We start from the raw sequence: 26,824 nt of genomic DNA on the forward strand, positions 1-26,824 counted from the left end.
TAGACCGAATTGTATTAATAATAAAAAAACATCCGTCCACTGACTGAATCAAGAATGTCAGGGCCGGATGGGAAGTTCGGTAATTTATTTGTTCAGCAGATGTTGATAAGGACTATAATCGATTTGATTCTTCTCTAAGAAACGAACGAGAAACTTATTATCTCTCTGAGGTGTCGCAACGATATAACCTTTGATGCAGTGGTCTCGAGTCACTTCTTCCGCGCTATCTTGTAATGCGATTTTGCCGATTTCGGCGGCAATGGAGTGTTTGGCAATATCTCTGAACGCACTCGGAACAGGTGCCACGAGTAATTCGAGGAAGGATTTAGCGTCATCCGTCCATAAATGACGACTTTTCTCTACCCAATGATTCTGCCAATCGAGTTTGGACATACCATCAGCCTTAGGAAGCACCTTTATGAATTTACGAAACATAAAGAATCCGCCAATCGTCATGGCTCCAAGCATGATAAATCCCCAGAACACAATGGAATTCATAAACCAACGATTTGGTCCAGACGTGGTAAGCGTGTACAAAGTAGAGTGCCACATGGTTATTATCACCTCATCTATACTCTTATAACACCTCAATCTGATAAGAAGTATACCTTATTTCAAGATTATTTTCGAGAGTTCATATAGGATGTCAATGACAATTATTACTATACACCCCAGAGGAGATAGTGCAGGAAGAAAAAGTAACTTTATTTGAAACGATTCAAGATAGTGAAACGTAGAACTGGGTATAAGGAGCATCTTGGGAAGCATTGCCTGACCAAAGTTAGGATCTAGTGATGAATGTCATGGGTACAGCTTGATTACAGGCGACGAGGGCAACTTATAGCGCATCTTGAATCGGCCTTACCGTATTCAGCGGGGGTTACGGTTCAAGATGCGAATGTTATAAGAATATAATCAACCCGGAAAAGGGCAGAGATAGTGGAACACGCTTGAATAATCGGAGGCCACTGAAGAACTTGTAGTTTTTCAGAACTGCTAAAGTTAGACTAATAAAAAGACGACCTTTTTTCCCGTATTTCGGGGTGAAGGTCGTCTTTGCGTTATTTAAGCAGGCCTATACGGCTAGCTTCTTACTTCAACAGCTTCATAATTCGTTTTAGATTAACCGTGAATATAGCCATAGCGCCTTGAAGCTCCATCCCTAATAGACCCGAGGAAGTGGCTACATCATACCCGTGTCTGTGCTTGAGTTCACTATTCTTTGCTTCTATTTTGTAGCGTTCCTTTGCTTTCTCTTTAAAGTACTCACTTTCTTGGAACGTCGTTTGTTCTGAATGTTCGGTAGATTTAATACTCACCGAGTAGGTTTTACTTTTTGCTCCATCTTTATAGCAACCTTCTTTAAACGGGCATCTTTTACATTGCTCTACTTCAAAGTAGTACGTATCGACTTGGTTGCTCCCGATGGCTTTCTTTCCTCCGCGCGCTTTTCGGATCGCCATATGCCCGGCCTTACACACGTACATACCCGCATCTTTATTAAATTGAAACTCATCTTCTCTCTTGCGAGCGCCTTGTGTAATACGAGGATTAAGTTTGGCGATAAGTTCAATTTCATTGTCTTTAGTGTAAACAATGTTGTCCTTTTCGGAGTAAGCAGTATCTCCGATTATGGATCTAATTTCCATACCTGCTGCCTTACTTTTTTCAATCAGCGTTTGCAATTGCTTACCGTCATTCTTTTCGCCTGTCGTGACAATGGCTGCCGTAATGATCCGTTCCTCCGTCATGGCAATATGGGTCTTGTAGCCAAAGAACGAGGAATCTGCGCTCTTGTGGCCTATCTTGGCATCCTGATCTTCGGAGATCCTCAGTTGCTCCAGGTCATCCGTGACCGTTTCTTTCAAGAGATTCAAGGGCTCTTTTATTTTGGGTAATTCACAGATGCCACCTTCGGCTTCAAGCACGGCAATGAGTTTTTGACAGTAGTCAATCTCTTCCTCAAGTACATCGCTGGTATTCTTGACCGGGAACTTGGATTTTAGGGATTCCTCCGCCTTGTAGACCGCCTTTCTCAACTTTCGGGAACGATTCAGCAAGATTTCCCGAGGCGATTTCTGGTTGTAGCGTGCTTTTGTATGGGTTGCATCGACGATGATGGATTTGCTTTTAATAATGCCCTTTTCGAGTGCAATTTCAACTGTTTTGCCTACGAGCATGTCCAGCAAATTCAAGTCTTTCAGCCGCAGCTTTCTGAATTTGGTTAATGAACTTGCATCAATCACTGGATCTTCAGGAGCCATATCTAGAAAATATTTGAATGACATGTCGTACTTCGAACGCTCGACGATATCTATGTCAGACAACTCAAAAATTGTTTTTAAGAGCAAATACTTAAACATTCGAATCGGGTCGACCGCATTTCGGCCATTAACTAAGCAGTAACGCTCTTTCAGTTCTTCATAAACAAAAGAAAAGTCGACAAGTTCATTGATTTGCCGCAACATATTATCTTTGGGAATCACTAAGTTATAAAGTTCTATATAGGGGCTTAAAGCCAAGGTTTGTTGTTGTTTAATCATTACATTCACCTACTCGGATTAGTACCTTAATTATATAGAAAAAAAGCATAATTCTCCTCAAAATTCGAGAAGCATTATGCTTTTTATATAATATGGACTTTTTCAGTGGCCTCGAATAATCGAGGGTGTTTTTTATTTTTCCAGTGATAAAGTCAGTGAAGCCCTAGTTAACCTGAATAGAAGAACTAAAAAAAGAACGCTCAAATGAGCGTTCGTGCATTTCATTAGCAAGGAAAATTCGGAGTATTCTGAATGGGTTGAATATTTTGAGTGTTCCGATTGTTCCGGTTCCGTTGATTCTTTCGATGTCTACAAATAACAATCGCTTTTTGTCCAGGATGGAGTCTTACTACTATTACTTTTTTTCTCGAAGACATAATGATAACCTCCTTTTTTTATACAATTTATGATCCTCAAACCATCTTTGATTGGACGGGCTAACGGATGTAAATAGATTGAGAGATAAGCCAATAAGAGTAGTGAAAAATTTTTTAGTTGAGGAAAGATACTTTGGACTACATGCCTTCGTTTTTCAACTCACCTAGATTATTTTCGTTATTGAGGATAAAATAAGAGGTGTTTAGAAGGAGGAGATTAAATGTTAAAAATAGGTTCACATGTTTCGTTCTCAGATAAAGGGTTGTTAAGCGCAACAGCAGAGGCTGCTTCTTACGGTTCCAACTCATTCATGATATATACTGGAGCACCGCAGAATACACGGCGTAAACCCATAGAGTCGATGTTTATCGAAGAAGGTAAGACCGCCATGGGGGCTGCAGGAATTGATGAGATCGTCGTTCATGCACCATACATTATCAATCTGGGTTCATATAAGACCAATACCTACGAGCTAGCAGTTGACTTCCTGCAGGAAGAAATCCGTCGTACGCACGCACTTGGTGTCCGCAACATTGTGCTTCATCCCGGTGCATTCACGGACAAAGATGCGGAGTATGGTATCGATAGAATTGCCGCAGGTTTGAATCAAGTGTTAAATGGTACGAATGAAACCGATGTTAACATTGCCTTAGAGACAATGGCTGGCAAAGGTACTGAAATAGGCCGAAGCTTTGAAGAGCTTGCTGCGATTATTAATAAGGTAGAGCATAATGAACGATTGACGGTATGTTTGGATACTTGCCATATTCATGATGCGGGCTATGATATTGTAAATGATCTGGATGGAGTGTTGCGTCATTTTGATGAGACTATTGGACTGAACCGGATCGCCGTAGTGCACATTAATGACAGCAAAAATCCAGTTGGGGCGGGCAAAGACCGCCATACACCAATTGGATCAGGTTGGATAGGTTTCGAAGCTATCCATGCTTTGGTTCATCATGAAGCGCTACAAGGTAGACCTTTCATTCTAGAGACACCTTGGATTGGTAAGAATCCTAAGACTCAACGTCCGATGTATGAAGTGGAAATCGCGCTTCTTAGAGGACAAGTTGCTGAACGACTAGGAGCTACATTCGTGGCAGAAGTTGAACAGCTAAGTGAATTCTTTGCTAAGCGTGATCTTCAGCAACGTGCCTTTGTATTAGATACTTGGGATCTTCTTAAAAACGATGCCAAGGCTAAAAAAGCGGATCCACGTGAACCGTTAGAACGACTATATGATCTTGTGATGGAAGCAAATCTATTCCCAGATCACTCAGAGGAACGAGTGAATCAACTTCTGGTGGCGTGGTTGGCTGCTAGAGTTTAATATTTAACGTAATAGAACTCACAATGATGCAGGGGGAATGGAGAGAAAGATGGATACGCATATAAAGGCAGGCGGAAGACCTGTCAAACCTTATGAAAATAATCGTGCTCGGATGTTAATTTCATGTCCGGATGGACCAGGTATTGTAGCAGCGGTTTCACACTTTCTGCATGAACATGGCGCTAATATTGTACAATCGGATCAGTATACGATGGATCCAGAGGGCGGAATGTTCTTCATGCGGGTGGAATTCGATCTTGATCTGCTGGGGGAGAAGCTTGTCGCATTGGAGAAAGATTTCTCCGTAATTGCAGATAAGTTTCAGATGAAATGGAATATTCATCAGCTAAGTTACAAGAAGAAACTGGCCATCTTTGTCTCCAAGGAAGACCATTGTTTGGTGGAACTACTATGGCAATGGCAAGCAGGTGATCTGGATGCTGAGATTTCGATGGTTATCAGTAATCATCCTGATATGAAGGAATTTGTAGAGTCTTTCGGAATTCCTTATCATCATATCCCGGTAACAGCGAATACGAAGTTAGAAGCGGAGCAAAGACAACTTGATCTCGTTAATGGTAAAGTCGATCTCATCGTACTCGCCAGATATATGCAGATCGTATCCCCGGCGCTAATTGGACCGTATCGCAACCGGATTATCAATATTCATCACTCCTTCCTTCCTGCATTTGTGGGTGGTAAACCGTATGCTCAGGCATATGAACGCGGTGTAAAAATTATTGGCGCAACCGCTCACTATGTGACGGAAGAGCTAGACGGCGGTCCGATTATTGAGCAGGACGTTCAGCGCGTAAGTCACCGTGATGATGTTAGTGAGTTGAAGCGGATTGGTCGAACCATTGAACGTGTTGTATTGGCCCGGGCAGTGAAGTGGCATATTGAGGATCGGATTCTCGTTCATCAGAACAAAACGGTTGTGTTTAATTAGTTAAAATAAGATAGATAAATCTTAGTCAAATACCGCCACAGCAAGGCATCTGTCTCGCTAGGCGGTTTTTGTTTTACTGTGGAAAATAGCAATCTATGTAACTTTACCTATTTAGAAGTCGTTATAGTTGGCAAAGGTACTTTTAATTCAGAAAGGAGAGAATCACTTGTTTCTTCCTCATGTAAAACGGATAACTAGCTTGGTTTCACTTTGGCTAGCAGTCATGATAATTCTTGCTGGGGTGTTGCCACAGTCGGCTTATGCGGCTCAGCCAGCGATTAGTATTCAAAGCGAAATGGGATATAACGGGTATATCAAAGATGGTGAGTGGAACCCGCTTACGATTACCTTGAAAAGTGATGTTGACGTATCCGGGGAAATTGTTGTTCAGACAGAGTATTCCTATATAAATGGTAGTGGTTCTTATGTTAAAAAGGTAGATCTACCTGCCGGAACGTCGAAGAAGGTGATACTGGGGATTCCTGGTGCTTCTTTTAACAAAGGAAATAATACGATCCGATTCTATAAAGGAACTGCCCAGTCAGGTGAATACATTCCTTTTACAGTGGGTCAGTCATATTTAGCATCAAGTGCTACGGCAAGTACACTGATCGGTGTGCTTGCTCAAGATCCGGACAGTCTAAATTTCTTGAAAACGCTAAACCAACAAAGTCAGGGTCGAGATTTAACGGTGATTCCGCTTAATGGGGAGCAAATTCCTGATGATAGCACATTGCTGGATCCTTTAGATATTATTGTAGTTAATAATTTTTCAACTGACAGCCTTAGCTCCAAGCAAATTACAGCAATTCGTTCTTGGGTGGTTAAGGGAGGAACTCTCGTATTGGCAGGTGGCTCTGGCTATGCTAAGACGGTTAAGGGACTAGAAGACATATCTCCAGTTGAATACATAGGTCAAACGGATGTAACTTCGCTCCCTCAATTAGCGATAATTGGCGGGGATAAGCCGTTGAAATTTGAATCTCCGTTTCCAATATCACAAGCCAAACCCAAAGAAGGAGCGAATGTTTCGCTTCAAGCTGAAGAAGATCCGCTATTTGCTTCATGGTTAGTAGGCAAAGGTGAAGTTCATTATGCAGCTTATGATGTGGCGATGGAGCCTTTGAACTCATGGAGTGGTCATGGGGAAGTATGGAGTACAGAGCTGGGCCAGAAACTTTCCATATTACCTAATCTTCAAGGGATATATGGCTCTCAAAGTGGATTTATGTCCGGATTGGATTACATTCTAGATTATTTTCCATCCTTAACGCTTCCACCATTCTCTTTATTGGTATGGTTACTTCTCGCTTACGCCATTCTAGTAGCACCCATTTTGTACTATGTTCTGAAGAAATTAGATAAGCGGGAATGGGCATGGCTATTCATACCCTTGATTGCCGTGCTTGCGAGTGGGGGCATCTATATTGCGGGGACATCTGGCAAATCATCAATTCTTGCACATAATATAAGTATTATGGAGCTGGATGGAAAAGGGCATGCCAATCGAATAGCTGGATCCGCCCTGTTTGTACCTCGTGCAGGTGATTATAATCTGGAATTTGCAGCAGGTACTCATTTATTAGTAGGACGAGAGGATGGCCTACTTAGTGGGGGTCAAACTGGAGGTCCAGATCGACAATATATTAGTGTTCAGGATGAGAAAACCACTTTGAAATTGAAGGATATGACCCATCGATCTATGGCTAAGATGTGGCTCGATACTCCAGAAACTAGGGAGTTCGGCAAAGTAGATATCGATATTAGCTATGATGATCAGGGAAATCCAATGGGTAATATAACGAACAATACAACATCAGATTTAAGTAATGCTGCGTTAATTTTAGGTGGCAAAGTGTTTATACTTGGAGATCTACCAAAAAATAAGAGCTTGTCTATACCAGCAGCTACGAGTATGCCTAACTATGGTGATTATGGATCGACTCTTTTTCCTTACGGTGTTAGCTACGGTAATATCGACGAGTGGGAACGGGAAAGAGGTATTATAAATAATTATTTTGGACGCTCCAATGCAACGGTAAATAATGTGTTTCTCGCATGGAATAAGGATAAATTAAGTGATTATAAAGTGGATGGAAAAAGTGTGGCATCGGAAGACCTGAATATGTGGGTTCAATCAGTATCACCGAAGTTTGAGGCGAATGGTAATGTGAACATCCCTTATGGACTAATCAGTGGCAGTGCTAGCAGTACAACAGCTAATGAATTGAGTGCAAATGGTCCAGGAAGAGTTCAAATGTCCGAAGGTGAGACAGTCTTTGATTATATTTTGCCTAAGGATGAGAGTATCGAATATTCCTATCTAGCTATCATGCAAAGTGACATCAACGGCGCCATGACAACGGAGTTCTGGAACAACGATAGTGAAGAGTGGGAAGTGTTAAGCTGGAACAATGGTAAAGTAGAGTTCAACGAAAATATTAATTCTTATATTAATGCAGGCGGAATGTTGCAAATTCGGATTACTACAACGGATTGGTCTAACTTTGCATTGCCGGAAATCTCCCTGAAAGGAAGGAAATAGCCGATGATCGAGATAAGGAATTTGACGAAATCCTATGGTAGCTTCGAAGCTTTGAAATCGGTTAATCTATCTATCGCCAAAGGGACGGTATTTGGTTTTGTTGGACCCAATGGGGCCGGTAAATCGACGACAATGTCCATCTTAGCCACGCTAGTTCTACCTACTTCAGGTAGCGCGAGTGTTGGTGGATTTGAAGTGACGGAACAACCACATGAGGTTCGTAAAAGAATAGGGTACATGCCGGACTTCTTTGGCGTATATGATCAATTCAAGACGACCGAATATTTGCATTTCTATGGGGCCAGTTATGGGATCCCGCGACATGAACGCGAGAAACTGATTCCACAGTTGCTAGAACTCGTTAATTTGAATGATAAAAAAGATGCATACGTAGATAGTTTATCTCGAGGTATGAAACAACGTCTTTGTCTTGCTCGCTGTCTCGTACATGATCCCGATGTGCTTATTTTGGATGAACCCGCTTCTGGTCTCGACCCACGGGCTAGAATTGAAATGAGAGAAATATTGAAAGAACTGAAACTGATGGGTAAGACGATTATCATTTCCTCACATATTTTGCCAGAGCTAGCGGAAATGGTGGATGAAATCGGTGTAATCGAACATGGGGTCATGGTAGCTCAAGGCAAGGTGGCAGATATTCAAGATAGTCTTCGCGTCAAGCGTGTACTCCATATTCGGGTACTAGAACGTTCGGAGGAACTAGCTGAACAATTGCGAGATGAGGCATATGTCAGCCAGGTTATGAGTGACTCGTATGGTATACATGCTCACTTTAGCGGCGGGGATGCTGAGCAGTCGGGGCTATTAGGTAGAATAATGGAATCGGGTTATCAGGTAGTATCTTTTAATGAGGCTCAAACTAATTTAGAAGATGTATTCCTGGAAATTACGAAAGGGGGTACATCCGGTGATGAATTGGCGTAGAAAATGGATCAATCCTGTATTGGATAAAGAATTTGTACTACGCATGCGGACTCCCCGGGCAGCTTATTCGGTGCTCATATATGTTCTAGTGATGGGGCTGCTTGGTATGGGAATTATTTATGTGATGACAGCGAGCGGGATGGGGAGTAGAGGACGCCTAGACCCAACTACCAGTCGTCTGATGTTCTATGCACTTAGTCTAGCGCAGCTTGTGCTGATTGCATTTATGACGCCGGCGTTGACCGCCGGGGTAATCAGCGGCGAAAGAGAGAAGCAGACGTTGAACATGCTACTGACTACACAGCAGAGCTCAGCTACGATTATTCTGAGTAAGCTAGCAGCTTCACTTAGCTTCATGACACTAGTCATTTTAGCTACGTTGCCAGTTTATAGCATTGTTTTTCTATACGGCGGGGTTTCTCCAAAGCAGCTAATTTTCGTGTTCTTGTTCTATTTGTTCATTATGCTACTGTTGGGAGCGCTAGGCGTATTCTTCTCCACCATTTTCAAAAAAACGATGGTATCCGTCATCATGACATATGGTGTAGGGCTGGTAATTTTTCTTGCAACAGGGATAGCCTATATTTTTGCAATGGGCATTGTGCAGACGCAAATGTATAGTTCAGGTGGACCTTCTAGCTATTCTAGTTATTCGTGGATCGGTTATATACTAGGGCTTAATCCTGCTGGGGCATTGATTAGTATACTAGAGCCGTCGTTCTCAGATTCGGTGTTTCAAGTGAACGGTGGAAATGCAGATGCGCCGATTGAATTATGGCAACAGTTTTTAATTGTATATAGTGTAGTGATCGTTATTGCGCTGTGGCTAGCCATCCGTTATATCCGTCCGGTTAGAAGGAATAGAGTGAAATCGAGTCCAATAATGGACCCAATAGAGTAAGGGATGTAGACGTTAAATGATTGCGGGAAGGAGGCGGAAAAGTGGAGCAGATATATAGCCAACTCAATAAGGTTCGTACGCGGTTACGATGGTTCCGAGGATGGAAGGGTGCAAGGATCGGCCTGATGGTAGGAATGGTTGCTGCGATCCTTTGGTTTGCGGCCGGACGACTGTGGCCAGTTGAAGGGCTTCTATGGTATGCCTTTGGAAGTTTCGTTATCCTCACGATCACTGGTCTGGTAAGAGGATTACTTATGCCAATTTCCTATATCGAAGTTGCACGTGAGATGGATCGTACGGAAAGTGGAGTAGAGCGTTTGGATGCAATGACAACATCACTAGAATTTGCTGCTGCTGATGTCCCGGCTGCTTCCTTACAGCGAAACCAGGCAATAGAATACGGTGGGGCTTATATCCGTGATCTCAAGGAACGCCTTCCTTTTCCGTTCAAGCGTAAGATGTGGATTCCTATTGCGGCAGGATTACTGGTAGTCATATTGCTTGCTGTACTCCCGAACCCTATGAATGAGGTTATTGCGCAGAAAAAGCTAGAACAGCAATGGGTAGATGAGCAGAAGAAAGATACGGATAAACTGGCCAAGGAATTAGAAGAACGTAACCTGGAACCGCTTGTGAGTGATCCGTTGGCCAAAGAACTAAGTAGCTTGAGACAAGCGCTGGAAGATAGCTCTAAACCTGATGAAGCGCTAGCCAGTATGGAGCAAGCCATGAAGCAACTCAAAGAAATGTCAGACAAGCTTGAGTTGAAACAACAGGAGCAGTCAAAGTGGCTTGAATCATGGAAGACAAATCCGACCTCCAAGGGATTGAGTGAGGCTTTAGAGAAGAAGGATACCGAATCTCTTACAGAACAAATGGAGACGCTTCGCAAAGAAATGGTCAGTTCAACTCCTGAAGAGCGGCAACGACTAGCGGATGAGTTGAAGCAGCTAGCAGAGACAGCGCCAATAGATGATCCGGATGCGCAGAAGCTAGCAGAAGCGTTACAGCAAGCTGCAGAAGCTATTGCTAAGGGTGAACAAGCTGGGATGGAGCAGGCGCTTCAGAACTTGGATGAGGCATTGCAGCAAGCGGCGAAGGCTGCAGGAAGCAGCTCTCAGCAAGCCGAGAATGCTGCGGAGCTAGCTTCTGCTCTTGCCAAACAAGGATTGGATTTGGCGGAGAATATGGCAGCATCAGGACTTGCCGTATCGAATACTTGGAGCATGGGTGGCAGTGCGGAACAGTTAGCTACTTCGAGTACTCCTGCGAGCGGTCAAGGAGAGGCTGGAGAGGGAGCAGGACAAGGCGAGGGTCAAGGTGCCGGAGAAGGACAAGGATCTGGAGAAGGACAAGGTGCAGGCAGTGGTTCAGGATCTGGGAGTGGTGCTGGTAGTGGGAGCGGCTCCGGATCTGGAGGTGGATCTGGTTCTGCCTCAGGTTCAGGATCTGGGAGCGGCGCTGGTTCGGGTTCGGGTGCCGGATTGGGTACTGGGGGACGGAACTTAGTGACGACACCTAGAGATTACAAAGGCAATGGAAATATTCAGAATGATGGTGGTCCAACTAGTGGAGGTAGTGTGCAAAAAGGGGGAACTTCCCCTGTATTTGATGGGGCAAGCCGACCCTACGAAGAGGTATATAGTGATTATGCATCGGAGGCTAAACGATCCTTGGAGCGGACAGATCTTCCGCAAAGCATGCAGAGCTTAGTAGAAAGTTATTTTACTGAGATTGATCCCGGGTCATGAGTTAGGAATGGATGAGGAGGACAAGAGATGTTGGATCCAAAAGAGCAGATGGAATATTGCAAAAATACAATATCAGCGGTACGGGAAGAAATTGCCCGTGTCATCGTGGGGCAGCAAGATGTAGTAGAAGAACTACTCTGGTGTGTCTTTGCAGGTGGACATGCCTTGTTGGAGGGGATACCTGGACTTGGCAAAACGATGTTGGTTCGCACGATCGCCGATACGCTAGATCTGTCTTTCTCGCGTATCCAGTTCACACCGGATCTGATGCCGAGTGATATTACAGGTACGAATGTGATTCGATTCGGACCGCAAGGTGCGGCTGACACGGTGTTTCAACCAGGTCCAGTGTTTAGCAGCATCGTACTTGCAGACGAGATTAACCGAGCCACTCCAAAAACTCAGAGTGCTTTACTTGAGGCGATGCAGGAGCAGACGGTAACGGTTGCTGGAGACACTCGGAATCTGCCACAGCCCTTCTTTGTACTGGCGACGCAGAACCCATTGGAGAATGAGGGGACGTATCCATTACCCGAAGCACAGCTCGATCGGTTTTTGCTCAAAATTAATGTGACCTATCCTTCCCCAGAGGAGTTGAAGGAGATTGTACGTCGCACTACGGCAGTAAATTCAACCACTGTTAATAAGCTGGCATCTTCAGAAGAAATGCTGAAAATCCGGCAGATAGCGAAAGAAGTACTCTTATCCGATGATGTCCTGGAATATGGAGTTCGACTCTTAATGATGACCCATCCAGATGATCCTTCTGCGCCGGAATCTGTGCGTAAATATGTTGCATATGGTTCGGGGCCTCGCGGTATTCAGTCGATGATTTCGGTAGGGAAAGTAAGAGCGATATCCAAGGGACGTATGCATTTATCGACAGGTGATATTGCCGCTGTGGCCATCCCTGCGCTGCGTCATAGGCTGTTTCTTAATTTTGAAGGTCAGGCGATGGGCGTGTCTACTGATCGATTGGTAGAGGATATTTTATCGGCGTTGGAGGGTTCAAGATGATCGATCCGCTACTTCCACCGTCTCTCATACCTCGTTTGGAGCGGTTATCTATTGCTTCCAAACGCAGAGTTAGAGGAACAACGCAGGGGAAACGCCGCTCGGGTCGTTTGGGCGCTTCTCTAGAATTCGCCGATTACCGGGAGTATGCACCAGGAGATGATATCCGGCGTTTCGATTGGGGAGTTTATGCGCGAACGGGCAGGCCATTTGTCCGGCAATATTGGGATGAGCAAGAATTACATGTCAATCTTTATTTAGATGTTTCGGCGTCCATGGATTTCGGAGGGAATCGCTCTATTGGAGCGGAAGGAACCGGAGTTCCCCATGCTGAGAATAAATTACACTATGCTAAATCGCTGGCTGCTGCTGTAGGCTACATGGCATTAGCGGGATACGACCGAGTCCAAACTACTCTTTTTGCAAGTGAAGTGGACGGGAAACTACCACCGATTCGGGGGAAGGCTTCAGCAGCTAGATTGTTTACATTCCTGCAGGATGCCAAGGTAGGTGGAGTAGGTGACTTAGCTACTGCGTTAAGGCGTCCTCAATCCATGCCAAGGCAGGCTGGGATGACCTGGATTTTCTCTGATTTCTGGTTGGAAGGCGGGATTGACTCCTTAGGAGAAACGCTATCTTGGCTACTCGCTACGGGCCAGGAGATAGTACTTGTACAGGTGCTATCACCCGAAGAAATCCTTCCTAAACTTAGTGGAGATTTACGGTTACTTGATAGTGAACTAGGAACGGGCAAAGAAATTGCGCTGACGGGTAAAGTGCTGGAGAGATACGGTAATGCACTGGAACAATATCGAGAAGAGATCGCCCGCTTCTGTAGTGATCGAGGAATTCGTTATGTGCAGGCTACAACTGATTTGCCACTCGAGAAGGGAATCTTCGAGACGTTGCGCGGCGCTGGGGTAGTAGGATCTTAGGAATAATAAACAAGGAGGGGACGTCATGGGGATTTCGTCTTGGGCAGGATTGTGGTTTGGTCTAACCATTCCGGTTATTGTACTGATGTATTTGTTCAAACGAAAATATCTCGACACGGTCGTTCCCAGCCATTTGTTGTGGAATCAAGTCTTACGCAATATCGAGGCGAATCGTCCATGGCAAAAACTTCAGAATCGTCTGTTGCTTTGGTTACAATTGTTAGTTGCCGCACTGCTCGTATTTGCGCTGATGCTGCCCTTCGTGTGGGTTCACGGAAGTACGCAAGGTCATACGGTCATCATTGTCGATACGTCGGCCAGCATGAGCGCAAGATGGAATGATGCCACAAGTCCAGGCAAACACGATAAGCTAGAGAATCGACTTCATGGATTGAAAGAACAGTTAATCCAATACGCTGACTCGCTTGAGCGGGGAAATGAGGTAACACTCGTGAAGCTCGGAAGTGAGCCAGAGGTATTGCTATCCCGGGAGACGAACGGAAAGTCACTGCGGAAAGTGATCGAATCTTTATCTGTCGATTATGGCAAAGCAGCTTACAGGGAGACTTTGTCTCTAGCGGCTGCACTAACACAGGATGATCCGAAGGCTAATGTAATTCTCTATACAGATGGACAATGGAATGAGTCATCTGCAGATATCGTCTTTGACGTTCCTGTAGAGGTGGTGTCTCTGAATGATAGAAAAGGGACTGCAATAAATGTAGGTGTTGAACAATTCGGAGTTAAGAATGAAGAGTCTTCAACTGAGGGTCTTGGTGTGGCTGTCGTTCGGAATTATGGTACTTCTCCGATAGAAGTGACCTTAGATTTATATAGTGATGGGAAATTAGCTGCTTCCAAGCAAACAGTACTTGAAGGCGGGAAGAGAACTACGGTGTCCTTCGATGGGTTACCTATCGGTGATGTCTATAAGCTGAAACTAAGTCCAGAAGATGACTATGCCCCAGATAACGAAGTCTTTGCATTTCGGGAACAGGGGGGGGTACCCAATGTCTTGCTATTATCTGCTGGAAATTTATTTTTGGAGAAGGCATTGCAACTCTCTGGAGCGCGCGTGACTTTGATGGATCTCGATTCTGAACATGCTAGTGTCGGACAAACTGACAATACAGAGACACGAAAATTGCCAACACAGAGCCCAGATATCGTCATTGTTGATGGTGAGACTCCGGCGTTCCTTAAAGAAGACGAATGGGCCTTACTACTCAGGGAGACACCGCTCTGGACATTAGGTGGCGAGGGAGAACGAGTTCAACCTTCCAGTGGAGAGATGAAGGTGGAAAGTCACCCGGTAATCCGGTATTTATCTCTAACAGAGCCACCGGCTGGAGAGATTCAGAAGGAAACCGTCCCAACATGGGCTAAGCCAATTCTAAAAATGGACGGACTTCCGGTGATGTATGCCGGAATGGAATCTGGGGTTCCACGTTTAAGATTTCTCTTCTCGCTGACGGAAGGGGATTTACCGCTACGGCCCGAATTTCCGATTCTTGTGAATAATGCTGTGCAGTGGTTGCAGTCAGGACGCATGACTGGACTTGGGCGTGTGACCGCCGGAAAGATCATAGATGTTCCAGTAACTGCATCAGCAGTGGATGCTTCATGGGTACCAAAGGATGGTTATGCAGTTTCGTTAGGGGCGAGTTCAATACCGGTGCAGCGTGTAGGGCAGAATATTGCATCGCAGCAGGAGACCCCAGCTATACCAGGATTATGGAAGTTTGAAATGCGTGATGAGAGTGGGGCAGTTCTGCCAGGATTTAATGTAGAGGTAGCTGCGGATTCAATGGAGTCAGTTATTTATGAAAGTGAACCACTTCCGCTGAATAGTGCTGATGGTACACAGCAAGTAGTGAATGGAAATAGTGAGGTAGGCGACAAATTGCAGGGGGATATCCAGCCATCGAAATCACGTCTTTCTTTGGTTTATTTAGCTGCATGGCTGGCATTGATTGTTATTCTAGCGGAGTGGGGGGTGTATCAACGTGGGCGTTCAATTTGATCATCCTTTGTTGTTATTACTCTTGATTCCTCTAGTCTTTGGTGCACGATATGCGTATCGCTCTGATTTCAGATTACTTGGTGGTCGGAAGAAATGGGCTATAGGTCTTCGAATTACGATCGTGACGCTACTTATTCTACTACTTGCTGGACTTCGTACTTACACGCTAGTCAAAGATAAAGAAGTCGTCTTCTTAAGTGATCGGTCCGCTAGTATGAGAGAATCCAGCTCGGTATCAGCGTGGATGATGAAAGCTAGTGAAGGGAAAGAACCGAAAGACAGTATTGGGGCAGTATCCTTAGGACTCGATGCGGTTGTAGAAAAAAATCTGGACACATCTCTTCTCACCGAAGGGTCGCTTGGTGGCAAGGTCAATCCTGGTTTTACTCATTTGGAGAAAGGTCTTCAGCTTGCAGCAAGCCTATTTGGTGGGCAAGGTAACCGACATGTGGTGCTCATTTCAGATGGGGAAGAAAATATAGGCGAAGTTCTAAATGGTGCTAAGCTACTGAAGGAACGAGGAATTACGGTAGATGTATTGCCATACGACGAACCCGATCGGAAGGATGTTTCGGTAGAATCACTTCAGATACCAGAGAAATTATATTTGGCTGAATCTTTCACTTTTGATGTATTGATTAGTAGTACATATTCTGGGACTGGAGAACTTCGGCTGTATGAAGATAATACTGAAATCGGGAGAAAGACAGTAGCGTTAGAACAGGGTGAGAATCGCTTTGCACTGCAGGGGATGGCTCGAGCACCGGGACTTCATCGCTATCGGGCGGAAATCTTTGCCGAGGGTGATGAGCAGTCCGCTAATAATGCAAATTATGCTTTTACCCGGGTGTCGGGAAGCCCTAAGGTATTGATCGTAGAAGGAAAGAGTGGTACCTCTTCTAATCTGGAGAATGTTCTTCAATCAGGATTAATCGATTATTCTGTCATAGATCCGGGGTTACTCCCTTCGGAAATGGCTAAGTACGCAGCCTATGATAGCATTATTTTTAACAACGTCTCGGGTGATCAAGTTGGCGGCAAACAGATGGAGATGATCGAAGGAGCCGTTCGTTCTTATGGGATTGGATTTATGATGGTTGGCGGCGAAGATAGCTTTGGCATGGGTGGGTATTATAAGACACCTATCGAGAAGCTGCTCCCCGTCTCTATGGAGCTAGAAGGCAAAAGAGAGATTCCGTCGCTGGGACTTATTCTCGTTATTGACCGTTCTGGCAGTATGTCCGGTGACAAGATAGAGCTTGCTAAGGAATCAGCTATGCGGACGGTTGAATTATTGAGACCTAAGGATACGGTTGGAGTCGTGGCGTTCGATGATCAGCCTTGGTGGGTCGTGGAACCGCAGAAATTGGATGATAAAGATAGCGTGATCGCGAAGATTGGAAGTATTCCGAGCGCGGGAGGAACGGATATCTATCCAGCAGTTGCGAGTGCGACTGAGAAAATATTAGATATTTCGGCACAGCGTAAACATATTATCCTCCTCACCGATGGGCAGTCTGCTTTAAATTCGGGGTATAACGATCTTTTGACTACGATGAATGAGGAGAAAATAACGATGTCCACTGTCGCCGTAGGTGATGATGCGGACGTGCAGTTGCTGCAAACGCTAGCTAAAGGTGCAAAAGGCCGATATTATCTCGTTAAGGATGCTACGACATTACCGGCTATCTTTAGCCGAGAAGCGGCGATGATTGCTAGAACGTATATCGTGGACAAACCATTTGTGCCAGCACTTGTGCAAACGGGAGATTGGCAAGATTTACTCTCGGGAGGATTACCGAAAATTTATGGTTATGTGGCAGCAACGGCAAAATCCACGGCACAGACCGTACTGGCTAGTCCAGAGCCAGACCCGCTACTTGCAAGATGGCAATATGGATCGGGGCGAAGCGTGGCTTGGACAAGTGATCTAACGGGGAAATGGTCACGAGATTGGGTGGAATGGGCGAAATTCTCTGACTTGTTTACGGAGATGGTGAAATGGACGTTCCCTCAATTTACGGCTTCACCTTATGAAGTAAATACCGTGGTTCAGGGTAACGAGGTTCATTTTGAAGTAAAGGCAGAAGGGGACATGGTGCCGGAGGAATTGGAAGCGGTAGTAGCCGGAGAAGATTCTCAGGAGACGCGAATTCCATTAGTTCAGAGCTCTCCGGGTGTGTACACTGGAATAATGGAAGTTAGTAGTTCAGGATCTTTCCTGATTAACTTGCAGGGTAAAAGTGGTGGAGAATCAATCGATGGGGGAACAGGTACGGGGTTTGTTATCCCTTATTCACCGGAATATCACCTCCGCACTGAAGATTCACAAGAGAAGCTTCAGACGCTTGCCGAGCTTACGGGCGGTAGAGTATTGACTTGGGAGAATCCGCAAGCGGTCTTTGAGTTTACGACCAAGCCGTACAAATCGCTTCGCGATTGGGACTATGCGCTGCTGGTCGCAGCGTTGATGCTATGGCTCGTCGACATCGCTGTGCGACGTCTAGCGTTGCCATGGGGCCGCATGGCGGAGGCGTTACTCGCCGCCATGCCTTGGCGTCGCCGCGCGGATTCGCGCGCGGCAGCAGGCCAAGGGCAGCCCGGAGCGTCCGCAGAGGCGGACGCCGGGCTCGCCCGGCTCGCGGCGCGCAAGTCCCGCGCCGCTGCCTTCTACGGCGGCGCGGGCGGGGACGCCGCTCCGCCGAAGGCGCAGGCACCGCCCGCCCGCCCACCAATAGGTGGGGCGGCGGGCGAGCTCGCGGGGTCCGCGCGCGCTGCGCAGCCGCAAGCGAAGACCCCGCCACCGGCTTCCCCTCCGCAGGAGGAAGCCGCGCCGGGGGCAGAGCGGCTTGGCCGCCTGCTGGATGCCAAGCGCCGAGGCAAGCGCTAGTCTATCTAGTAAGCGTCCGCCATGTCTTGCGCCGCTGCTATTGCAGCGCTTTATAACTATTGCATCAGGGAAAACGCCAATCGGCGTTTTTCTTTACATTCAAGACAGTTCTAGATTATTACTTGAAAGAGCGCTAACGTTATTCCAAGGTCATAGATGAACTTAGATCATTAAAGTGCTAAGTGCACATAATACAACTAAATTTGGCCTACTGATGCAGGGCATCAGTTTAATTGCACCAAGTACAACTAATGATTATGAAGCTACCACTTTTTGCCGATAAGTTCTTTTTAAATGCACTATATACATCTATTTCTCAACTTCACCTGTGTTCCCTCTAGATAAATGTAGTTTGTACAACTATTGAACGGATTGGTAAGGTTGTATAGAAGATCTCAGATCTATGAATTGCAAAGTTAAATTGCAATGCTAAACTAAGCGCTTATGCATAAAATGACTTCTTTTCAGGGCAGGGTATGAGATAAGGAATATCATGTTCACTTTGATACAGATGGGGTAGAAGTAAGAATAAAGGATAGGAAAGTCGCATCGAAAAACGTATGGAAATGATGGTAATGAAGTGGTACAATGGATAAAGTCGAAATGATCTATTCAAATTGAATGTTTTGATTTATGAATGAGTGAATATGTATCTAGAACCAGTTAGCTTTCAATATTGAGGAGGAAATTAGCATGCCATTATCAGACAACAACACCATTGACAATCTATCGATTACTACGATTCGTACGTTGGCGATCGATGCTATTGAGAAAGCAAATTCCGGTCACCCTGGTATGCCGATGGGTTCGGCACCGATGGGTTACCAATTGTTCGCTAAAACGATGAATCATAATCCGGATCACCCAACTTGGATCAATCGGGACCGTTTTGTACTATCTGCTGGTCACGGTTCGATGTTGCTGTACAGCTTGTTACATTTGAGTGGATACGATCTTCCAATGGAAGAGATCAAACAATTCCGTCAATGGGGAAGTAAAACACCGGGTCATCCAGAGTTTGGTCACACGGCTGGTGTAGATGCTACTACAGGTCCTCTGGGCCAAGGATTGGCTATGGCTGTTGGGATGGCACTTGCTGAAACTCAGCTAGCTGCAACTTACAATAAAGACGACTTCAAGGTTGTTGATCATTATACGTACGGCATTTGTGGTGACGGAGACTTGATGGAAGGTGTTGCTAGTGAGGCTGCTTCCCTTGCAGGTCATCTGAAACTGGGCAAATTGATCTTCCTATATGATTCCAACGATATCTCACTTGATGGTAAGCTGAACCTCAGCTTCTCCGAAGATGTAGGTAAACGTTTTGAAGCTTATGGCTGGCAATCACTTCGTGTTGAGGATGGCAACGATTTGGCTGCGATTGAAGCGGCAATTGCCGAAGCAAAAGCGGACACCACACGTCCAACATTGATTGAAGTAAAAACCGTAATTGGTTACGGAAGCCCGAACAAACAAGGTAAAGGCGGCCATGGTGGTACTCACGGTTCCCCACTAGGTTCAGAAGAAGCTAAGTTGACGAAGGACTTCTACAAATGGGTATATGAAGAAGATTTCTACGTTCCTGAAGAAGTTCGCGAGCATTTCGCTAAAGTTAAAGAACGTGGAATCGCAGCTAACAAAGCCTGGGATGAGTCTTTTGCTAAATACAAAGCTCAGTATCCAGAACTTGCGGCGCAATTTGAAACGGCTATTGCTGGCGATGTTCCTGCAGATTTCGATGCTGAACTTCCGAAATATAGCGCTGAAGATAAAGCTGTATCCACTCGTATTGCTTCTGGTAATGCACTGAATGGATTAGCAGCACGTGTACCACAACTACTAGGTGGATCTGCTGACCTAGAGAGCTCTACGATGACACATCTAAAAGGTTTGACGGTTTATAACGCAGAGAACCGTGATGGACGCAACTTGTATTATGGCGTTCGTGAATTCGCAATGGCAGCAGCAATGAACGGTGTTGCACTACACAGCGGACTCAAAATATTCGGAGGAACGTTCTTCGTCTTCACAGACTATCTTCGTCCAGCAATTCGTCTAGCTTCCATTATGAAACTGCCTGTAACCTACGTGCTAACGCATGATAGTATTGCAGTGGGTGAAGATGGACCTACACATGAACCGATCGAACAGCTTGCTTCCTTGCGTATTATCCCGGGTCTGACGGTTATTCGTCCTGCTGATGGTAATGAAACATCTGCTGCTTGGGCATACGCTGTTGAGAATAAAGCCAACCCAGTAGCACTCGTATTGACTCGTCAAAACCTACCAATTCTTGAGAAGAGTGCAGAACTTGCTCGTGAAGGTGTGAGACGCGGCGGATATGTAGTATCTGATGCGAAGGATGGTAACCCAGTAGCACAAATCATTGCTTCCGGTTCTGAAGTACAGCTTGCTGTGAAAGCACAAGCCGCATTAGCGGAAGAAGGCATTCATGTTCGTGTTGTAAGCTTACCAAGCTGGGATCTATTCGATAAACAAGATCAAGCTTATAAAGATTCCGTTATTCTACCAAGTGTTAAAGCTCGCGTTGCTGTAGAAATGGCACATCCATTTGGTTGGGAGCGTTATGCTGGTGAGAAAGGTTCCGTTATCGGAATCGATATCTTCGGAGCTTCTGCGCCTGGCGATAAGGTCATTGAAGAGTACGGCTTTACGGTAGAAAATGTTGTGAATCACGTTAAAGAACAATTGAAATAAGCTCTGAGGGGAGTGGAGACGGTGACGCAATTAAGTAATGTAACAGTGGAGAAGGCCGCCAACATTTATTTTGATGGCAAGGTAACAAGCCGAAGTGTCTGGCTTCAGGATGGAAATAAGATTACCCTTGGAATCATGCTTCCTGGGGAGTACGAGTTTGGTACGGATACGGTGGAAGTGATGGAAATTCTATCGGGTGATTTGAAAGTATTACTTCCTGAACAGACAGAATGGATCGAGATTAGCGGCCAGGGAACCTTCACTGTTCCCGCTCACACTTCCTTCAAGCTGGAAGTACGCAGTGTGACTGATTATTGCTGCTCCTATAGCACAGAAATTTAGAACGTACTATAGGTTGAATATCAAGTAACATAAAAAGAGGCAGATATCCGCGGATGAGCGTTATATCTGCCTTTTTATTAAAATTTTAGTGGTAGCTCTTTAAATGGATGGGTCGCCCATCTTTTTACCAATCCAGGACTCATACAGTTTCACAACGGCTGAGAGATCCTCGTCACCAAATCCTTCGGCTTGTCCTGCTTGGAACAAACTCTTTGCCATATTCAGCATGGGGGATGGAATACTGGATTCGTCCGTAAGTGAAGAAGCAAGTTTGAGGTCCTTCAGCATTAGTGCGAGTGAGAACTGATTGGTGAAATCATGTTCGATAATTTTACGTCCTTTAAGTTCGGCAGCTTTGCTGCCTGCAGATCCGAGCTGAACAAGCTCTAGAAATGCATCAGCAGGTAGGCCAGATTTTGCAGCGATGGCGAATCCTTCGGCAAGCGCTAGATTGTTAATACCAACAATCGTATTATGCGCAAGCTTAGCAACAGCCCCGCTACCGTTAGGTCCCATATGTAGGATCTTTTTACCCAGGGTATCGAAGATGTCCGTCTGAGCAGCTAATACCTCAGCATCTCCGCCTACCATGAACACTAAGGTGCCACTGATCGCGGCTGGAGAGCTTCCTGTTACAGGAGCATCAAGGAAGGTGCATCCAAGGGACTTAATACTTTCCGCAAGCTGCTTCACAAGCGCTGGTGAAATGGTACTGCAGTCGATGACCGTGGTTCCAGCTTGGAGTCCTGCAAGGAGACCGTCCTTGCCTTCGTATACAGCGGCAATTGAAGCGTCGTCACTAACCATGGTGATGACAGTATCAACAGCATTTGCAGCATCTCTTGGTGTAGTAGCTATAGTCGCGCCTTGCTCGGCTAAGGCTTCACTTTTGGCGGAGGTACGATTATACACAATTACTTCATAACCTTGTTTCAGGAGATTGGCAGCCATAGGGGCGCCCATGGTGCCTAGTCCAATAAATCCGATTTTTTTCATGATAGTCACCTTCTATTAGGAATTAAACAGCATTTATTTATTTTAGCATAAGGGGAAAGATAGTGTATATTGTGCCCTTGTCTTCACCTCAAAATTACAGTATTCTAGTTCTAACGAGGATAGGCAGTGAGATCATATAAATATAAATAGATGGAGGTTTTTATTGTAATGTCTAAAACAGTAACTTTTGATTACAGCAAAGCCCTGCAATTTGTTGGCCAGCACGAAGTGGATTATCTTGCAGAATCAATTCGGATCGCTCATGAACAGCTACATAACGGTACTGGGACGGGTTCGGAATATCTAGGATGGATTGACCTTCCTACTGCATATGACAAAGAAGAATTTGCGCGTATTCAGCAAGCAGCTACCAAGATTCAAAATGATTCTGACGTACTGATTGTTATCGGTATTGGTGGATCTTACCTCGGTGCACGTGCAGCGATTGAATCGTTGTCTCATTCTTTCTATAATGTCCTTCCTAAGGATAAGCGCAAAACTCCGGAAATTTATTTCGCAGGTAATAACATCAGCTCAACTTATGTTAATCACTTGCTTGATCTGATTGAAGGTAAAGATTTCTCCATCAACGTTATTTCCAAATCGGGAACAACGACGGAGCCTGCTATCGCTTTCCGTATTTTCCGTGCGGAACTCGAGAAGAAGTATGGTAAAGAAGAAGCACGCAAACGGATCTATGCAACAACGGATCGTGAGAAAGGTGCACTTAAGAAGTTGTCTAACGAAGAAGGTTACGAAACCTTTATTATTCCAGATGACGTAGGTGGACGTTACTCGGTACTTACTCCTGTAGGCCTTCTGCCGATCGCAACAGCTGGTATCAACATTGAAGAAATGATGCAGGGTGCAGCTGAGGCAGCTAAAGAATATAGCAATCCAAATGTCGCTGAGAACGCTAGTTATCAATATGCAGCCGTGCGTAATGCGTTGTATCGTAAAGGTAAAGCAACAGAAATCCTCGTGAACTATGAACCTTCTCTGCACTATGTATCTGAATGGTGGAAACAGCTATTCGGTGAAAGTGAAGGGAAAGATTATAAAGGGATTTTCCCAGCAGCCGTAGACTTCTCAACGGATCTACACTCGATGGGACAGTTCATTCAAGAAGGTAACCGGAATATCTTTGAAACAGTAATCCAAGTTACTGAAGTACCAAGCCATATTACGATTGAATCCGATCCAGCTGATCTAGATGGATTGAATTTCTTAGCTGGTAAGACACTTGATTTTGTTAACAAGAAGGCTTTCCAAGGTACATTGCTAGCACATACTGATGGTCAAGTACCTAACTTGGTTGTTAATGTGCAGGACTTAACTCCTCATTCTTTCGGATATCTGGTATACTTCTTTGAAAAAGCTTGTGGAATCAGCGGTTACCTCATGGGTGTTAATCCGTTCGATCAACCAGGTGTTGAAGCTTACAAGAAGAATATGTTTGCTTTACTTGGCAAACCAGGCTTCGAGAAAGAAAAAGCAGAACTGGAATCCAGACTTACTGAATAATAAGCAAGCTCTTTCCTCCAGGGGAGATATAAGCGCCATGGAAGCAGTTCAGACCGGTATACCGGATGAACTGCTTCTTGGCACATTTATAAGGATGAGATCATATGTTAGAATCTTACAAAAGCGTACGCTCAGCTGGTAGCAAGGAAATAGTCATCAAGAAATCGAGATTCATCGGATACATTATGCCGGTGAAGAGCGAGGAGGAAGCTGTTTCTTTTATTGAGGACATCAAGAAGAAACACTGGAATGCGACCCATAACTGTTCGGCATATATGATCGGGGAACGGGACGAAATTCAGAAGCAATCCGATGACGGGGAACCTAGTGGAACGGCTGGCAAACCAATTCTAGAAGTAATCAAGAACCAAGGACTCAAGAATGTAGCGATTGTCGTGACAAGATATTTTGGTGGTATCATGCTCGGGGCAGGTGGCTTAATCCGTGCGTATACTGATGGTGCGGTCGCAGCGATTGAAGCAGGGGAAGTCATAGAGTGGGTGCTGCATCGCGAAGTTTTTGTAGAACTAGACTATACCTGGCATGGCAAAGTAGAGAACGAGCTCAGAACCGAAGGAGTTCGTACAGGAGAGACGACGTTCGCTGATAAGGTAACGTTGTTGTGTTTGCCTTATGATGGGGAGGCGGAAGCCTTCAAGGACCGGATGATTGATGTGACGCAAGGGCAGGCTGTACTGACGGAAGGTGAGAAGCTTTACTTAATTAAAGGGGAATAACGCCTATGGCAAGAAGAGCAGTGGAGAAGGAGTTATCGAGGGAAAGGATTATGGATGCCGCCAGACATTTATTCATCACGAAAGGATATCGCGGAATTTCCATGAGGAGTATCGGGCAGCATTTGGGTTATAGCCACGGTTCTCTATATTATCATTTCAAGGAAAAAGCGGAATTGTTCTATGCAATTGTGGTGCAGGACTTCGATCATTTATCTCAACTTTGTCAGCAGGTTACCAAAGATGCTCCCTCAGAGGGTTTAACAAAGGTCGAACAACTGATGCTGGAATTTATTAAGTTTGGTCTGGATCATCCATACCAATACGAGATTATGTTCATGCTTCGGGATGAGGAAATACTCTCTTACTGCCGCAACGAACAAGCTAAATGCTTCGATATGTTCGACTTTATCGCACGTCAGTTTTTGAAGCAAGAATGTCATCCGCTGGAAAGCAACCCATCTTTTCCGCTCAGTATGTTTTTAGGTATGCATGGTTTCATTTCTTTTTATATTCAGGATCGCTTGACGTTTGAAGATATCATGCCCGCTGCGATTGCGCATGTCAAAATGCTAAGTCAAAGAAACTACTCTCTGACGTCATAAAGCGGTTTGTTGTAAATCCACACTTTACCGATTTACATTAGTATAGCTGTACCCCATTAGAACGTTACTTTAATGGAGTAACGAAGAGGCGTGGATCTCCTGCGGGAAATTCACGCCTCTTAACATTATGTAATACAATATTTTCCTATAATTGTTGCAGGTTTGGATTGACGTTAAAGGCAGGGTTTGGTAAAGTTATTCCAGAAGCTAAAACCAAGTATTTTCATATGAATAATTTATTGCTATGTAACCAAGGGAATTGAAGCTATGAAACCCGAACTCGGGATCGACGAAAGGGTGGGCCTGTGATGCATGTGGAAGTACGAAATTTGGATAAGCATTTTGGTGATTTTCACGCGGTAAATAACGTGAGTTTTGGGATTGAGAAAGGTCAATTGATCGGCTTACTCGGTCCGAGTGGCGGGGGCAAGACGTCAATTCTTCGCATGCTAGCTGGATTGGAACAGCCCGATGCGGGTGAGATTTTGTTTCATGGGCAAAGTGTAGGTGGACTTCCACCTCAGGACCGCGGCATCGGCTTTGTATTCCAAAGTTACGCTCTTTTCAAACACATGACGGTTTATGATAATATTGCATTTGGTCTTCAAGTGAAGAAGATATCCAAGGCACAGATAAAAGAGCGGGTCATGGAACTTGTCGAGTTGACGGGCTTAAGTGGTTTCGAACTACGTTATCCACATCAGTTGTCTGGAGGACAACGTCAGCGGGTTGCCTTTGCTCGGGCGTTAGCGCCACAACCTCAGTTGCTCCTACTTGATGAACCGTTTGCGGCGATTGATGCCAAGATCCGTCATGAGCTTCGCTCCTGGTTACGAGAGTTGATTGAACGTGTTGGGATTACGTCTATCTTCGTCACGCATGATCAAGAAGAAGCGATTGAAGTTGCGGATGAGATTATGATCATTAATCAAGGGCGATTGGAGCAAAAAGGAACCCCGTGGGATATTTATAAGAATCCAAATACTCCTTTTGTGGCTTCGTTCATCGGACAATCAACACTTGTAGAGAAAGCATCCGATCTCAAGGGCTTTGAAGAGGAGTCAGGGGGGCCTGGAACCCGTGCACTCATTCGCCCCGAATATATCGAAGTGGGGACAGAGCATGAATTCACACTTCTGTCAGCTACCACACCTGGTAAAGTGAAGCATATGCATTTCCGTGGCAGCGAGTGGCTGGTTGAAGTAGAGGTGGGAGGATACACGCTCACGACATTCCGTTCGCTTGAGAAGGAGACCCTACAGACCGGTCAGGAAGTTCGTGTACTGGTGCATCGGGCTTATCTATTTAATGATAAGAGCAATTGGATTCTGGAAAATCCTTTGAAGCGGGATCCTTTGAGTGTGATCATTTAGAGTGAGAAAAGTGTGGTGAACAAGAGTCAGCTATGCAAACCGTTTGATCTTTCGATCGCTGTCTTGGTTGTGATAAGGCTATGATACCGAAATGTTCTTACGATCACTGTTGTCCCCGAATTTCTTTATTGAACTTTTTACAAGGTGGAAATTCGGGGACAAAGGTGAACGCTGCGCTTCTTCAGAATCATTTCGCCCTCTCCGCTATATCACCTCCAATAGATCGACGTTAATCACATAACGTTTTGCTCCGCTCTACTGTTCACCACACTTTGATGGGGGTTTATAGTAAGGGGTGTTCCTATTAACTTGGAACACTCCTTTT

General features: G+C 45.1%; 19 protein-coding genes. 16 read left to right on the forward strand and 3 right to left on the reverse strand.

Features of this window, described 5'->3' with window-relative positions; all coding sequences use genetic code 11:
* Positions 1-84: 84 nt before the first annotated feature.
* Positions 85-552 (reverse strand): DUF2621 domain-containing protein, encoded by a 468-nt coding sequence (locus tag NST85_RS07765; protein ID WP_127191951.1) that lies wholly within the window; start codon positions 550-552, stop codon positions 85-87.
* A gap of 539 nt (positions 553-1,091) precedes the next feature.
* Complete coding sequence (locus tag NST85_RS07770) at positions 1,092-2,543, reverse strand: IS1182 family transposase (RefSeq protein ID WP_127195312.1); 1,452 nt, start codon at positions 2,541-2,543, stop codon at positions 1,092-1,094.
* Between the two features lie 598 nt (positions 2,544-3,141).
* On the opposite strand from NST85_RS07770, the gene NST85_RS07775 reads away from it, so the two are divergent.
* From NST85_RS07775 to ppnP, 12 genes are all read left to right on the forward strand, one after another.
* Positions 3,142-4,254, forward strand: a complete 1,113-nt coding sequence (locus NST85_RS07775) for a deoxyribonuclease IV (protein WP_127191950.1) — start codon at positions 3,142-3,144, stop codon at positions 4,252-4,254.
* A 49-nt stretch (positions 4,255-4,303) separates the two neighbouring features.
* On the forward strand, positions 4,304-5,203 hold the full coding sequence (gene purU / locus NST85_RS07780; RefSeq protein WP_127191949.1) for a formyltetrahydrofolate deformylase: 900 nt from the start codon (positions 4,304-4,306) through the stop codon (positions 5,201-5,203).
* A 127-nt stretch (positions 5,204-5,330) separates the two neighbouring features.
* Positions 5,331-7,748: a DUF7408 domain-containing protein gene (locus tag NST85_RS07785; protein ID WP_341189017.1), complete on the forward strand. Its 2,418-nt coding sequence runs from the start codon at positions 5,331-5,333 to the stop codon at positions 7,746-7,748.
* A 3-nt stretch (positions 7,749-7,751) separates the two neighbouring features.
* Positions 7,752-8,693 (forward strand): ABC transporter ATP-binding protein, encoded by a 942-nt coding sequence (locus NST85_RS07790; RefSeq protein WP_127194929.1) that lies wholly within the window; start codon positions 7,752-7,754, stop codon positions 8,691-8,693.
* Positions 8,680-9,594 carry an ABC transporter permease gene (locus NST85_RS07795; protein WP_127194930.1) on the forward strand — a complete coding sequence of 305 codons (915 nt, stop codon included), beginning with the start codon at positions 8,680-8,682 and terminating at the stop codon, positions 9,592-9,594. The genes NST85_RS07790 and NST85_RS07795 overlap by 14 nt, the downstream gene beginning before the upstream one ends.
* Positions 9,595-9,635: 41 nt before the next feature.
* Positions 9,636-11,345: a phage tail tape measure protein gene (locus NST85_RS07800; protein ID WP_341189018.1), complete on the forward strand. Its 1,710-nt coding sequence runs from the start codon at positions 9,636-9,638 to the stop codon at positions 11,343-11,345.
* Positions 11,346-11,372: 27 nt separating this feature from the next.
* Positions 11,373-12,362, forward strand: coding sequence for an AAA family ATPase (locus NST85_RS07805; RefSeq protein ID WP_341189019.1), 990 nt, complete (start codon positions 11,373-11,375; stop codon positions 12,360-12,362).
* Positions 12,359-13,294, forward strand: a complete 936-nt coding sequence (locus NST85_RS07810; RefSeq protein WP_341189020.1) for a DUF58 domain-containing protein — start codon at positions 12,359-12,361, stop codon at positions 13,292-13,294. Before NST85_RS07805 ends, NST85_RS07810 begins: the two co-directional genes overlap by 4 nt.
* A gap of 25 nt (positions 13,295-13,319) precedes the next feature.
* Complete coding sequence (locus NST85_RS07815; protein WP_341189021.1) at positions 13,320-15,317, forward strand: vWA domain-containing protein; 1,998 nt, start codon at positions 13,320-13,322, stop codon at positions 15,315-15,317.
* The gene (locus NST85_RS07820; RefSeq protein WP_341189022.1) at positions 15,301-18,207 is read left to right on the forward strand and encodes a VWA domain-containing protein; all 2,907 of its coding nucleotides are present in this window, start codon (positions 15,301-15,303) and stop codon (positions 18,205-18,207) included. The genes NST85_RS07815 and NST85_RS07820 overlap by 17 nt, the downstream gene beginning before the upstream one ends.
* Before the next feature lie 693 nt (positions 18,208-18,900).
* Positions 18,901-20,925 carry a transketolase gene (gene tkt / locus NST85_RS07825; protein ID WP_127194936.1) on the forward strand — a complete coding sequence of 675 codons (2,025 nt, stop codon included), beginning with the start codon at positions 18,901-18,903 and terminating at the stop codon, positions 20,923-20,925.
* Positions 20,926-20,946: 21 nt separating this feature from the next.
* On the forward strand, positions 20,947-21,267 hold the full coding sequence (gene ppnP / locus NST85_RS07830) for a pyrimidine/purine nucleoside phosphorylase (protein WP_127194937.1): 321 nt from the start codon (positions 20,947-20,949) through the stop codon (positions 21,265-21,267).
* A gap of 99 nt (positions 21,268-21,366) precedes the next feature.
* On the opposite strand, the gene NST85_RS07835 is transcribed toward ppnP, so the two are convergent.
* Entirely contained in the window at positions 21,367-22,263 is an 897-nt protein-coding gene (locus NST85_RS07835; protein ID WP_127194938.1) for an NAD(P)-dependent oxidoreductase, read from the reverse strand.
* A gap of 168 nt (positions 22,264-22,431) precedes the next feature.
* Between NST85_RS07835 and NST85_RS07840 the strand changes: the two genes are divergently transcribed.
* The 4 genes from NST85_RS07840 to NST85_RS07855 all read left to right on the forward strand — a co-directional run bounded on the left by NST85_RS07840 (position 22,432) and on the right by NST85_RS07855 (position 26,499).
* Positions 22,432-23,787 carry a glucose-6-phosphate isomerase gene (locus tag NST85_RS07840; protein ID WP_307394315.1) on the forward strand — a complete coding sequence of 452 codons (1,356 nt, stop codon included), beginning with the start codon at positions 22,432-22,434 and terminating at the stop codon, positions 23,785-23,787.
* A 104-nt stretch (positions 23,788-23,891) separates the two neighbouring features.
* Positions 23,892-24,524, forward strand: a complete 633-nt coding sequence (locus NST85_RS07845; RefSeq protein WP_127194940.1) for a YigZ family protein — start codon at positions 23,892-23,894, stop codon at positions 24,522-24,524.
* Between the two features lie 5 nt (positions 24,525-24,529).
* A complete protein-coding gene (locus tag NST85_RS07850; protein WP_127194941.1) occupies positions 24,530-25,126 on the forward strand; it encodes a TetR/AcrR family transcriptional regulator in 597 nt (198 codons plus the stop codon).
* Between the two features lie 308 nt (positions 25,127-25,434).
* Entirely contained in the window at positions 25,435-26,499 is a 1,065-nt protein-coding gene (locus NST85_RS07855; RefSeq protein ID WP_127194942.1) for a sulfate/molybdate ABC transporter ATP-binding protein, read from the forward strand.
* Positions 26,500-26,824 lie beyond the last annotated feature (325 nt).

The organism is Paenibacillus sp. FSL K6-2524 (assembly GCF_038005525.1).
Classification (GTDB): Bacteria; Bacillota; Bacilli; order Paenibacillales; family Paenibacillaceae; genus Fontibacillus; species Fontibacillus anaericanus.

Coding starts and splice junctions, on each gene's coding strand:
- NST85_RS07845 (WP_127194940.1), top strand. CDS start 23,892: ATGTTAGAATCTTACAAAAGCGTACGCTCAGCTGGTAGCAAGGAAATA.
- NST85_RS07770 (WP_127195312.1), bottom strand. CDS start 2,543: ATGATTAAACAACAACAAACCTTGGCTTTAAGCCCCTATATAGAACTT.
- NST85_RS07810 (WP_341189020.1), top strand. CDS start 12,359: ATGATCGATCCGCTACTTCCACCGTCTCTCATACCTCGTTTGGAGCGG.
- NST85_RS07765 (WP_127191951.1), bottom strand. CDS start 552: ATGTGGCACTCTACTTTGTACACGCTTACCACGTCTGGACCAAATCGT.
- NST85_RS07855 (WP_127194942.1), top strand. CDS start 25,435: ATGCATGTGGAAGTACGAAATTTGGATAAGCATTTTGGTGATTTTCAC.
- NST85_RS07805 (WP_341189019.1), top strand. CDS start 11,373: ATGTTGGATCCAAAAGAGCAGATGGAATATTGCAAAAATACAATATCA.
- NST85_RS07840 (WP_307394315.1), top strand. CDS start 22,432: ATGTCTAAAACAGTAACTTTTGATTACAGCAAAGCCCTGCAATTTGTT.
- NST85_RS07775 (WP_127191950.1), top strand. CDS start 3,142: ATGTTAAAAATAGGTTCACATGTTTCGTTCTCAGATAAAGGGTTGTTA.
- purU (WP_127191949.1), top strand. CDS start 4,304: ATGGATACGCATATAAAGGCAGGCGGAAGACCTGTCAAACCTTATGAA.
- NST85_RS07815 (WP_341189021.1), top strand. CDS start 13,320: ATGGGGATTTCGTCTTGGGCAGGATTGTGGTTTGGTCTAACCATTCCG.
- NST85_RS07790 (WP_127194929.1), top strand. CDS start 7,752: ATGATCGAGATAAGGAATTTGACGAAATCCTATGGTAGCTTCGAAGCT.
- tkt (WP_127194936.1), top strand. CDS start 18,901: ATGCCATTATCAGACAACAACACCATTGACAATCTATCGATTACTACG.
- NST85_RS07795 (WP_127194930.1), top strand. CDS start 8,680: ATGAATTGGCGTAGAAAATGGATCAATCCTGTATTGGATAAAGAATTT.
- NST85_RS07835 (WP_127194938.1), bottom strand. CDS start 22,263: ATGAAAAAAATCGGATTTATTGGACTAGGCACCATGGGCGCCCCTATG.
- NST85_RS07850 (WP_127194941.1), top strand. CDS start 24,530: ATGGCAAGAAGAGCAGTGGAGAAGGAGTTATCGAGGGAAAGGATTATG.